Genomic DNA, 11101 nt, shown 5'->3' with positions numbered 1-11101 from the left:
GCATATGCCACCTTTCAACATCGAATCATGCGATTCGATGAATTATCCGGTATTAGCCCCGGTTTCCCGGAGTTATCCCAGTCTTACAGGCAGGTTGCCCACGTGTTACTCACCCGTCCGCCGCTCGTTCCACAGACGTCCTCCCGAAGGATTCTGTCTGCTTCCCGCGCTCGACTTGCATGTATTAGGCACGCCGCCAGCGTTCGTCCTGAGCCAGGATCAAACTCTCCATAAAAGTTTGATTGGCTTATTTGTCCTCAAGTTTTATTTCCCAATCGAAAAATAAAACGGAATTGACTACAGGCTATTTTGTTTAGTTTTCAAGGTTCGAAATTAAATGGTGGGCCTGAGTGGACTTGAACCACCGACCTCACGCTTATCAGGCGTGCGCTCTGACCGACTGAGCTACAGGCCCATTTAATGGAGCGGGTGATGGGAATCGAACCCACGACATCAGCTTGGAAGGCTGAGGTTTTACCACTAAACTACACCCGCATGTATTTAAATAGTCTATTAAAAATGAGACAATAAATATATTAAACTGTTATAGAAGAAAACACAACCATAAATTTTTGGAAATTCATATAAGTTGCTACGCGCCCGAGAGGAGTCGAACCCCTAACCTTTTGATCCGTAGTCAAACGCTCTATCCAATTGAGCTACGGGCGCCAATGGCGACAAACTTCATAATAACAAAACCACCAACAAATTGCAATAACTTTTTTTGGTAAAATGCGGCCGAGAGGATTTGAACCTCCACGGGGTAAACCCCCACTAGGCCCTCAACCTAGCGCGTCTGCCGTTCCGCCACGACCGCAAATGGTGAGCCATGGAGGATTCGAACCTCCGACCCTCTGATTAAAAGTCAGATGCTCTACCGACTGAGCTAATGGCTCGGATATAATTTATTAACCATAATTATCTTATTATTTTTGTATATCAGATGCTCGTCACTTTGTCAGCTTAGTCGAAGGAGTTATACGCTCCTCGCAAAACCTACAATGATGTTAATCCAATCGATGTTTACGGTCTTGCTCTACCAGCTGAGCTAATGGCTCATGTATAAGTTAATTTTGCGCAATAAAAAAAGACGTTTAACATCGTCTATCCAAATCCAAGTACAATCCCTTTTTCTACATAAAAATAAAATGGCTGGGCCAGCTGGATTCGAACCAGCGCATGACGGTACCAAAAACCGTTGCCTTACCGCTTGGCTATGGCCCAACGAATGGCGGTCCGGACGGGACTCGAACCCGCGACCTCCTGCGTGACAGGCAGGCATTCTAACCAACTGAACTACCGGACCTTAAATCAAATTTTGACAAAAGAAAAATGACCCGTACGGGACTCGAACCCGTGTTACCGCCGTGAAAGGGCGGTGTCTTAACCGCTTGACCAACGGGCCATGTGGGTAAATGGCGGAGAAGGAGGGATTCGAACCCTCGCGCCGCATAACGACCTACTCCCTTAGCAGGGGAGCCCCTTCAGCCACTTGGGTACTTCTCCATGGCTCCAGCGGCAGGATTCGAACCTGCGACTAACCGGTTAACAGCCGGTGGCTCTACCACTGAGCTACGCTGGAATGTTATTAGATAATGCTTAACTCATAATTAATTTTTGAGAACTTGTCCTTTAACTAGCGACGTTAGATATCATACAATATCTTTTAGATGCTGTCAATTAGTAATTCGAAATTTATTGAATGAAAGTTATTTACTGATTTTAAAGAAAAACTTGGTTTGTCGCATAGTCTTAATGGCGAGATCCTAGCTTTACTTTAAATTAATGCTTTAACAACTTAGATACGAACTAACATCGCGCGAAATAAAATTTAACATGAATTCGTTAATGAAGTCAATATGATATCGCAATTTAATTGATTAATTTTAACTTTCCTCTGCACTTACCACATCGATATTTATTTAAATTGATTCGCCGCTTACGCTGATACTCCGTACCACACGTTTCACACTTGTATTTAATTCGTTTCTTTTGTTCCTCAGAAGGTAACATTCGACAAAACCTAGGTGAACCGGTCTTCCTTAGTAATTCTCTAAACTCCTTACTCCTATGGTTGTATGGTTTCCCGGCTATATGTAGGTGGTAATGACAAAGCTCGTGTTTAATAATACCGATTAGGTCTTCTTCTCCTAACTCATGTAAGTATTTCGGATTGATTTCGATTATATTTTGTGATGGGATATACCGTCCACCAGTCGTTCGAAGACGTCCATTAAACTTAGCATTACCAACAAACGGTTTATTGAAATATTCGAAAGAAATTTTTTCGATTAATGCTTTCAACTTTGAATCGTTCATTTACATTCTCTCCCATCATAATAATATACCTAGCATGAAATATTGAGAGCTCCATGCTAGGTATACCGTGGAATTTATTACTATGAGCAATTTTATCTCCCGTGCATATACTAAAACCAAAATAATCTCAAAAGGTGATTAAAATGCCAAAATGGTTTAAGCGACAAATGTTAAATGCATACGCCAATAAAGATGTTCGTCAAATCAAAATACTAAATCAATGCTGGTTTTTTTACCGTAATAGTAATGTCGATCCATCATAAGTTTAACTTTGTGCAGGAATCATCGTAAGCGCTATTCTTTCACGTTTTATATCAACCTCATCAACCCAAACTGTCACAATGTCCCCAACTGAAACGACATCTAATGGATTTTTAACAAACCGATTAGCAAGTTTAGAAATATGGACTAGACCATCCTGCTTCACACCAACATCAACAAATGCACCGAAATCCACCACATTTCTGACCGTACCTTGTAGTTCCATTCCAGGTTTCAAATCATCCATGGACATAACACTTTTCTTAAGCAATGGTTTTGGTAACTCATCACGTGGGTCTCGGTTTGGTTTTTTCAAGTCAGCCACAATATCTTGTAATGTTAAGTCTCCAACATCTAAACCTTCCGCCAATTGATTGATATCTTCTTGATTTAATCTTTGAATTAATTCGTCTGAGCCGATTTCCTCAGTGGATAAGCCTAGACGTTCTAATAGTTGGCGCGTTATATCATAGCTTTCTGGGTGAATAGAAGTACGGTCTAATGGTTCTTCACCTTCTAATACACGCAAGAAACCAATGGCCTGTTCGTAGGTTTTGGCACCTAAGCGTGAGACATCTTTAATTTGTTTTCGGTTTGTAATTTTGCCGTGATCTTCACGGTATTTTACAATATTGCTTGCTACGGTTTTATTCAACCCTGATATATATTGTAATAGCGAAGTTGAAGCTGTATTTACATTTACCCCAACTTGGTTTACAGCTGTTTCAACGACAAATTGAAGGGAGTCACTTAATTTCTTCTGACTTACATCATGCTGGTATTGACCAACCCCGATTGATTTCGGATCAATCTTGACAAGTTCACTCAATGGGTCTTGAACTCGTCGTGCAATGGAAACAGCACTTCTTTCTTCAACTTGTAGATCCGGAAATTCCTCGCGAGCTATCTTAGAGGCGGAGTATACACTTGCCCCCGCTTCATTAACGATTAGATAGGCTACATCCAGTTCATGCTTTTGAATCAGTTCAGCTATAAATTGTTCCGTTTCTCTCGAAGCTGTTCCATTACCTATAGCAATTAATTCTACAGGATATTGCTTCATCACTTCTAGAACCTTTTTTTCAGCTCCAGTTACATCATTTTTAGGGGCTGTTGGGTAAATGACATCAACATACTTCATATGTCCCGTTTCATCTATAACAGCTAGCTTACACCCGGTCCGAAAAGCTGGGTCAACTCCTAAAATCGTTTTTCCTTTTAAAGGCGGCTGTAATAATAAATTCCGTAAGTTTTTGGCAAAAATATCTATCGCATGGTCTTCTGCATCGTCCGTTAATGTTGATCGGATATCCCGTTCAATTGAAGGCTGAATTAATCGCTTATAGCTATCTTCAATCGCTCGGTTTAAGAAGCTTGTCTCCTCAACATCTCGCCGTTTGATAATGGAACGGTTTAAATAATCTAAAATAGGATCAATTGGCGGTTCAATGGTCACTTTTAATACCTTTTCTTTTTCACCGCGGTTGATTGCTAGCACACGGTGATGTGCCATTTTCGAAACGGGTTCATGATACTCATAATACATTTGATAAATTTGTTTCTCATCTTCTGCATTTGTCTTCTTCTCTGTATTAACTGTTCCTTTTGAGAAAGTTAAAGAACGAATTTTTTCTCTATACTTGGCATCATCAGATATCCATTCCGCGATGATATCGTTCGCACCTGTTAGAACATCATTAACCTCGGTTAATTCATGCTCTTCAGAGAAATATCGTTTAGCTTCTTCAACAAGATTAATACCAGATTGTTCCCATATAAGCTTTGCTAAAGGCTCTAAACCTTTTTCTTTAGCAATCGTTGCTCGTGTACGTCGTTTTTGTTTATATGGACGATATAAATCTTCTACCCTCTGAAGCTTATCAGCACTATGTATATTATGTTTCAATTCATCGGTTAATTTACCTTGCTCATCAATTAAGCGAATAACCTCTTCTTTTCGGTTCTGTAATTGTACTTGATAATCATATGTTTCTTTAATCGCTTGTATTTGGGTTTCATCTAAACCTTTTGTCTGTTCTTTTCGATAACGTGCAATAAAAGGGATCGTATTACCATCTTCAAGCATTTCAACTACTTTAGAAATGATTGAAGATGACAGGCCGACCTCTTTTGCAACAAATTGAATTAAGTCAGTATGTACCTCTGTCAAACCATTTTCCTCCTCGATTCATAATCTCCTACCTATTGTAACAAAAATCCAGCAAATAGAGAAAACACGCCTTAAAGCATGGTTGCATTTTTTAAAAGGGCATAAAAAAACGAGCCGACTATGATAGGGCTCGTCCTCTAAACTATCCTGTATATTTCATTGCGATTAAAGTTGTATCGTCCTTTAACGTCACTTCTTGTCTTAATGCAAACCATTCAATGGTTAAGGGCATCGATTGATTATTATAAAATTCTTTTGTTAGCTGCCTTTCATCAACCCCGTCAGAAAACATAAAAAATACAGTCCCGGGAGTAATGGCCCCACGTTGAACCTTCGTTTGAAACGGAATCCCAGATAAATAGCCCGAGACAGGAATATTTCGCTGTTTTCGACCTTCAGTTGGCATAACAATAATCCCAACGTTTCCTAAAGAAACATATGAATACGACTGTTTATGATAGTCAATCTTTAATATACCTAAAACAGATCCGCGCCTGTCATTCCCTAAAAATTCTTGATTACATTTACTTAGCAAATCGTCTATTGGGGAATAAACATGATCTTTAATAACATCAATAACTACTTCAGATGAAGCTTTCGCGACCTCACCACTTCCTAATCCATCCGCTAGCGCACATATAAAGAAGTCTTCACTCTCAAAATAGAAATAACTATCTCCCGAATAATCATTTCCGTCTTTCGGTTTTTGGAATGTCGAGACTTCCATATGATCATGGTTGTCAATCAAAATAATACCTCCATGTCTTCTTCGGAAATGGTGTCTCTTAACTTACGAAGGGCGCGGCGTTGCAATCTCGAAACATGCATTTGGGATAATCCTAGACACTCACCTGTTTCTTTTTGGCTTAGGTTTTCAAAGAAAATACATTTTAAAATTTGTTGTTCACGTTCTGATATTAATGGCATTAGCTTTTCAACTAATAATTTATAGTCTATTTGTTGATAGCCAGATTCTTGAGCACCAACTAAATCTAAAATCGTCACCGTACTACCATCAGAATCAGCTTCAATTTTTCGATCTGTGGATAGGGCATTATAGCTTTTCCCCATCTCCATAGCTTCTAGTACTTCCTCTTCAGTCACTTCCAGATATTTTGCAATCTGTTCAACTGAAGGTGAATCCTGATGTTCTGTTGTTAATTCCTCGACCGCTTTTTTAATTTTCGGCCCTAATTCTTTGATTCTTCTTGGAACATGTACACTCCATGTTTTATCTCGGATAAAGCGTTTAATCTCACCGATGATTGTGGGTATGGCAAACGATTCAAACGATTTGCCATATGACTCATCATAGCGTCTCACCGCTGCGATTAAACCTAACATACCGACTTGAACTAAATCTTCATGAATGGATGTGCTTTTAGAATACTTTTGAGCAATGGAATGGACCAAGTTTTCATACTTAAGCACAATCTGTTCCTGTATGTCTTCATTATCTGGTGCCTCATGCAGCTGTGCAATAAGTTGATAGATTTCATCATCGTTACTGTGTTGTTGAGATTTGGTCGTCATTTTGCCCCACCTCATTTTCATGCAAATACTTGGTCATCAGCACGACTACTCCGTGATTATTATTAATCTCGACTTTATCCATTAGGGCATCAATTAGAAAAAGACCAAACCCTCCTTCTTTCATGTTGTCTATAGGCATTTCACGATCATAAGGGCCTATGTCTTCCTTTATTTTTTCTAAATCAAAACTATCACCATAATCGGCTACCATCACTTCTAAACGATCTTTATACATACCAAAGCCTATCGTGACTTCACCTTGATCCTCTTCAAAATAAGCATGTTTGACAGCATTAGTAATGGCCTCTGAAACAGCGACCTTTAAGTCCTCAATATCTTCATAGGAAAATCCCAATCTATTAGCTACACCTGAAACGGTTAAACGAAGTACACCGACATACTCTGACTTAGCAGGCAGTTTCATTTCAACAAAATCAAAAGGTTTCCCCATTACTTACCACCTCTAATTGTATTATCGATATCCATAACTTCGTTTAGCCCGGTAATATTAAACAAGCGATAGACATTTTCCTGTAGATTAATTAATTTAAATGAGCGGTTTGTTTCATTTGCTGTTTTTAAAGCGCTAATAAAAACGCCAAGACCCGTACTATCCATATAATTAATTTTCTCCAAATCAACCATGACTCCGATTCCTTCTGTTTTAATTAATTCAAGTAGTTTTTCCTTTAATTGAGGTGCTGTATATGCGTCTATTTCACCAGCCAGTTTTAACACGTAAAGATCCCCATCCTTATAGTCATCGATATGCAAGTTCATATATGTCCCCCTCTACCGATTTAAAGCTATTTATATTTACCCCATCCATATCAAAATAAAACTGTTAATTATTTCTTTTTATGATGATGAGCGTAAAGTCATCTCTCATATTAAAATCCTGAAATCTCTCTAGGCTTTTGTAAACATTCTCAACGATATCGTTTGCGGGTAAATGTTTATTTTGCTTAATGATATCTAATACTTCTTCTCGTTCAATAAAGCGGTCCCCGCTCCGGCATTCTGTAAAGCCGTCTGTTAATAAAACAATCATATCACCATTATGAATATGGTTCACATACTGGCGATATTTCACATCATTCTTAACACCAAGCAAGAGTCCTTTAGCATCTATTTCCTCAAAGTAATCGTCTTCTGCTCGATAAATAAATCCAGGTTCATGACCAGCTGTTGCATAATAAAAATCGTGTCGATATATATCATATAACCCATAAAACATCGTGACAAACATACCCGATTCTACATTTCGTTCAACAACACGGTTTAACAATTCCAAAATGACTTTTGGGTACATTCTGTTTTCAGGAAAACTCTCCATCGCATACTTGATCATCGACATAAAAAAAGCTGCAGGAATTCCTTTTCCAATAACATCTGCAATGGCAACTCCTATATTCCCCTCATCATCTTGAACAAAATGGTAATAATCCCCATTCATTTGTTTAGCCGGTACTGATTTCGCACCGATATCAATATGTTCCACGTTTGGAATAGATGTGTTTAATAACGTGTCTTGCATATTAGCTGCAACATCAATTTCAGCACGAAGTTCAATTTGTTTTTCTCTTAAAACGTGATATTCTTGATAAGCTAAGCCATAACTAATCATCGTTTCAATTAAAAAATAAAATGAATCTTTCACACGCTCATCTAAATCCGGTATTAACTCTAAAATGGCTTGATAGTGTTCATTTATTATCTCATCAGGTGATATATTGTTTTGAATAGAGCTTTTGCTAAATTGCTCTGCTTCATAAAGTACCGCTTCATCCTTTGTTTTAATATATTGTCTTAATAGTTCTTTATAATCTCCGATGTCTGATCTTAATGAGCACAAGTTTTCTCACCCCACAATTACCTCAACCACATAATCACTGTTATCTTTGTTCCATCTCCATTAGATTCAACATCAAATTCATCCATCAAACGTTTTACACCTGGTAATCCAGCTCCTAATCCACCAGAAGTCGAATACCCATCCTCCATTACCCTACTTATATCTTTTATACCAGGCCCTGAGTCAGTTGCTATTATTTTTAATCCAACTTTAGTTTTCTCACAAACTTCCTCAAAAGAGATTTCACCATATTCTGTATATAAATAAATATTCCGAGCTAATTCCGATATCGTAGTAGCTATACGGGCTTGATTTACTGAGCCAAACCCTAGTTCCTTGGCAATGTTCCGTCCAGTTTGCCTAGCACCAACGATGTCCCATTCTTTAGAGATTGGCACTTTTGATAGGGACCCTTTCATCACTTCTCCTCCAATTCTTGTTTCAACTTAATTAATCCTTGTTCAAGATCTAACGCTGTTTTTACATTCTTTAAATGAATGCCAAGATCAATTAAGGTCATGGAAACTGCAGGTTGAATACCTGTTAAAACGACTTTAGCCCCCATTAATTCTGCCATTGAAACAACATCACCTAATACTTTGGCAATAAAAGACTCAATAATTTCAACAGAAGTTAAATCGACGACAACGCCAGTCGCTCCTGTTTCGTGAATTTTATTTAATAAATCTTCTTGAAATTCTATTGCCGTTTGATCGTCTAATTCCACTTGAATGGATACGAGTAAATAATTCTGTAGTTTTAATATTGGGATTCTCATCTCTTTCACTCCTTATCAATTGACTGCACCATATCGTCAATAATATCCGCATCCTTCTCTTTTACGTTAACAATATCTCGATTCGTCATTTCTAGAGCTTTTTCAAACCCTTTTTTCAAAGAGCTTTTAGTTGGGAATCTACTTAAATCAATACCTAAGTTGACAATGGTCTGAGCAATTTCCGGTCTAATCCCAACTAATATACAAGTAGATCCGATCAAACGAACAGCTTCTGCTGCCTGTACAATGTGATGTGCAACCATTGTATCCACCACAGGTACACCGGTTATATCGATTAAAACAACCTCTGCTCGAGATTTAATGACACCATCTAATAAATTCTCCATAATCAATTTCGCGCGATCCGTGTCAATCGTTCCCACTAGTGGCATGACGGTAATGCCTTCCATTACAGGAATTAATGGTACAGAAAGTTCTTGTAATGCTACTTTTTGTAATGAAATGATGTTATTCCAGTTATTTGAATACTCATTAATAAGCTGATTCTTAATTGGGTCTACCCAATTATTAACATCATCCATCACTTCTAGAAAAAAGGCCTCATCCTTATTATCTATTTGTTCTAGAATTGTCCGTATACAAATACTTCTGAAGGATTGCATGCCTTCTGTAAGATAAGCTAACGGCCAGCCTAAATTAACGATTCGTTCAGAGAATTGCTCTAATGATTCGTAGTTCACCCCATCTTTTAGCTTTGAGAAAATGAGATTTACAAATTCTCTGTTTACCTGTTCGATCAATTCATTTGACACCGTGGATTTGTATTCTTTCAGTTTATTGTCCTCTAAGTCGTCCATCCATTTTTTAATAATTTCGTCACTATAATCTAATAGAATATCTTTATATTCCGGATTCACTTTCATAAACCCCCCAATTTTAGTTATATACTTCAAATTTAACACTTCTAAAGAAATAGTGCTACATTTTTCAGAATACTTAAAAGGATTGTAAAAAACTTAGTTGCATCTATAATCTCCTATGAAAGTTGTTGAGCGCCCATCGTAGTGGCTGATTACCCATTGAAACGGATAATTCCCCAATGAACCATGGTGAATGCCCTATGACGGAAAATAATTCCCCCATTATAACCGGTAATTCCCCAATGGAGTTGATTTTTTGCCCAATGAAGAGCTCTAATTCCCCAATGTCCATCGTTAATTCCCCAATAAACCTCATGAATGCGGTTTTTTTAATCTGCATTATGAGTCTTATTTCCAGGTTGGCCCAAGACTCTTGCGGGAAAGTTAGCCATGAAAGACACCACAGAACGTAACGATAGTGGAGTTCGAGGAGGCTAGTTGATCGCCCCGTAGCTAGCGAGGACCTAACATGAGCCTAGTCAATAAGTTATCAGAAAATTGCCACCCCAACAAACATTTTAGAGCCAAATAAAAACACCTAGTGCACATCAAGACACTAGGTGTTAAACTATAAATCCATTAAACCTAAACTGATTTGTAGAGCTTCATCAACTTGTCTCATGAGATGCTCATCCAAAGTTGTAATTTTATCCGTTAAACGTTGCTTGTCTATAGTTCGGATTTGCTCTAATAAGACAACTGAGTCTCTTTCAAACCCATACTTTTTAGAATCAATTTCAACATGAGTAGGCAGTTTAGCCTTCTGGATTTGAGCCGTGATAGCACCTACAATTACTGTAGGGCTGAAACGGTTTCCGATATTATTTTGTATGATAAGCACTGGGCGAACACCGCCTTGTTCAGAACCTACCACAGGGGTTAGATCTGCATAGTAGACGTCGCCACGTTTTACGTACAAGTTAATTACACCCCACTCACTAAGCGCTCAAGAGTGGTTTCAGCCTCCTCTTCGGCTACAAATGCTTCTGATGCAATCCCTAAGTTGATATTTCTCATTTCGACATAACCACGGCGCATCTTTTCTTTAATTTTTCGTTTCTTCTCATCTTGAACGTACGCGTTGACCGCTTGCATAATTAGTGTTTCACGATCTAAATCATCTTGGTTTTGTACTAAGCTGTCACATTCGTTTAGTAAAGAAGTTGGTAATTTTACAACGATCTCTTTCGAAGATTCAGACATTCCTTACACCCCCAGCATTTTCACGCAGCAAATCTATACCCCATAATAGCATTATTCTCCACAATTCGTAAAGAAAAAACGGAAAAAAAGTCGTTTATGAA

Annotated in this window: 13 protein-coding genes, 10 tRNA genes and 1 rRNA gene; 1 reads left to right on the top strand and 23 read right to left on the bottom strand. The window is 38.2% G+C overall.

The window, feature by feature from the left end; all coding sequences use genetic code 11:
* The 12 genes from BLP77_RS08715 to BLP77_RS08660 form a co-directional block, all read right to left on the bottom strand.
* Positions 1–235: ribosomal RNA gene (locus tag BLP77_RS08715) — 16S ribosomal RNA — on the bottom strand; the annotation flags it as partial.
* 103 nt (positions 236–338) lie between these two features.
* Positions 339–415, bottom strand: a tRNA-Ile gene (locus BLP77_RS08710).
* A gap of 6 nt (positions 416–421) precedes the next feature.
* A tRNA-Gly gene (locus BLP77_RS08705) sits at positions 422–495 on the bottom strand.
* A gap of 100 nt (positions 496–595) precedes the next feature.
* Positions 596–669: transfer RNA gene (locus BLP77_RS08700), tRNA-Arg, on the bottom strand.
* A gap of 64 nt (positions 670–733) precedes the next feature.
* A tRNA-Leu gene (locus BLP77_RS08695) sits at positions 734–817 on the bottom strand.
* A gap of 3 nt (positions 818–820) precedes the next feature.
* Positions 821–896, bottom strand: a tRNA-Lys gene (locus BLP77_RS08690).
* A gap of 253 nt (positions 897–1149) precedes the next feature.
* A tRNA-Gln gene (locus BLP77_RS08685) sits at positions 1150–1224 on the bottom strand.
* Between the two features lie 5 nt (positions 1225–1229).
* A tRNA-Asp gene (locus BLP77_RS08680) sits at positions 1230–1306 on the bottom strand.
* Between the two features lie 27 nt (positions 1307–1333).
* Positions 1334–1405, bottom strand: a tRNA-Glu gene (locus BLP77_RS08675).
* A gap of 11 nt (positions 1406–1416) precedes the next feature.
* Positions 1417–1506 (bottom strand) — tRNA-Ser (locus tag BLP77_RS08670).
* A 1-nt stretch (position 1507) separates the two neighbouring features.
* Positions 1508–1582 (bottom strand) — tRNA-Asn (locus tag BLP77_RS08665).
* A 290-nt stretch (positions 1583–1872) separates the two neighbouring features.
* Positions 1873–2319 (bottom strand): SprT family protein, encoded by a 447-nt coding sequence (locus BLP77_RS08660; RefSeq protein ID WP_093856723.1) that lies wholly within the window; start codon positions 2317–2319, stop codon positions 1873–1875.
* A 143-nt stretch (positions 2320–2462) separates the two neighbouring features.
* Here BLP77_RS08660 and cmpA point away from each other — a divergent pair, with 143 nt between their 5' ends.
* A complete protein-coding gene (cmpA, locus tag BLP77_RS08655; RefSeq protein ID WP_093856722.1) occupies positions 2463–2582 on the top strand; it encodes a cortex morphogenetic protein CmpA in 120 nt (39 codons plus the stop codon).
* Positions 2583–2584: 2 nt separating this feature from the next.
* On the opposite strand, the gene BLP77_RS08650 is transcribed toward cmpA, so the two are convergent.
* The 11 genes from BLP77_RS08650 to BLP77_RS08595 all read right to left on the bottom strand — a co-directional run bounded on the left by BLP77_RS08650 (position 2585) and on the right by BLP77_RS08595 (position 11000).
* Complete coding sequence (locus tag BLP77_RS08650; protein ID WP_093856721.1) at positions 2585–4750, bottom strand: Tex family protein; 2166 nt, start codon at positions 4748–4750, stop codon at positions 2585–2587.
* A gap of 142 nt (positions 4751–4892) precedes the next feature.
* Positions 4893–5498: a SpoIIE family protein phosphatase gene (locus BLP77_RS08645; RefSeq protein ID WP_245686835.1), complete on the bottom strand. Its 606-nt coding sequence runs from the start codon at positions 5496–5498 to the stop codon at positions 4893–4895.
* Positions 5495–6283, bottom strand: a complete 789-nt coding sequence (sigB, locus tag BLP77_RS08640) for an RNA polymerase sigma factor SigB (RefSeq protein ID WP_093856720.1) — start codon at positions 6281–6283, stop codon at positions 5495–5497. The genes BLP77_RS08645 and sigB overlap by 4 nt, the downstream gene beginning before the upstream one ends.
* Entirely contained in the window at positions 6255–6734 is a 480-nt protein-coding gene (rsbW, locus tag BLP77_RS08635; RefSeq protein ID WP_093856719.1) for an anti-sigma B factor RsbW, read from the bottom strand. Before rsbW ends, sigB begins: the two co-directional genes overlap by 29 nt.
* Complete coding sequence (locus tag BLP77_RS08630; protein WP_093856718.1) at positions 6734–7063, bottom strand: STAS domain-containing protein; 330 nt, start codon at positions 7061–7063, stop codon at positions 6734–6736. The genes rsbW and BLP77_RS08630 overlap by 1 nt, the downstream gene beginning before the upstream one ends.
* A 64-nt stretch (positions 7064–7127) precedes the next feature.
* Complete coding sequence (locus BLP77_RS08625) at positions 7128–8138, bottom strand: PP2C family protein-serine/threonine phosphatase (RefSeq protein ID WP_093856717.1); 1011 nt, start codon at positions 8136–8138, stop codon at positions 7128–7130.
* Between the two features lie 17 nt (positions 8139–8155).
* Entirely contained in the window at positions 8156–8557 is a 402-nt protein-coding gene (locus tag BLP77_RS08620; RefSeq protein WP_093856716.1) for an anti-sigma regulatory factor, read from the bottom strand.
* Positions 8557–8916 (bottom strand): STAS domain-containing protein, encoded by a 360-nt coding sequence (locus BLP77_RS08615; RefSeq protein ID WP_093856715.1) that lies wholly within the window; start codon positions 8914–8916, stop codon positions 8557–8559. Before BLP77_RS08615 ends, BLP77_RS08620 begins: the two co-directional genes overlap by 1 nt.
* 5 nt (positions 8917–8921) lie before the next feature.
* Positions 8922–9794: an STAS domain-containing protein gene (locus BLP77_RS08610; protein WP_093856739.1), complete on the bottom strand. Its 873-nt coding sequence runs from the start codon at positions 9792–9794 to the stop codon at positions 8922–8924.
* Between the two features lie 571 nt (positions 9795–10365).
* Positions 10366–10716, bottom strand: coding sequence for a type II toxin-antitoxin system PemK/MazF family toxin (locus BLP77_RS08600; protein WP_093856713.1), 351 nt, complete (start codon positions 10714–10716; stop codon positions 10366–10368).
* 5 nt (positions 10717–10721) lie between these two features.
* A complete protein-coding gene (locus tag BLP77_RS08595; protein ID WP_093856712.1) occupies positions 10722–11000 on the bottom strand; it encodes an antitoxin in 279 nt (92 codons plus the stop codon).
* Positions 11001–11101: the final 101 nt, after the last annotated feature.

The organism is Tenuibacillus multivorans (genome assembly GCF_900103915.1).
Taxonomy (GTDB): Bacteria; Bacillota; Bacilli; order Bacillales; family Alkalibacillaceae; genus Tenuibacillus; species Tenuibacillus multivorans.
This window is presented reverse-complemented; position numbering and strand designations above follow the sequence as displayed.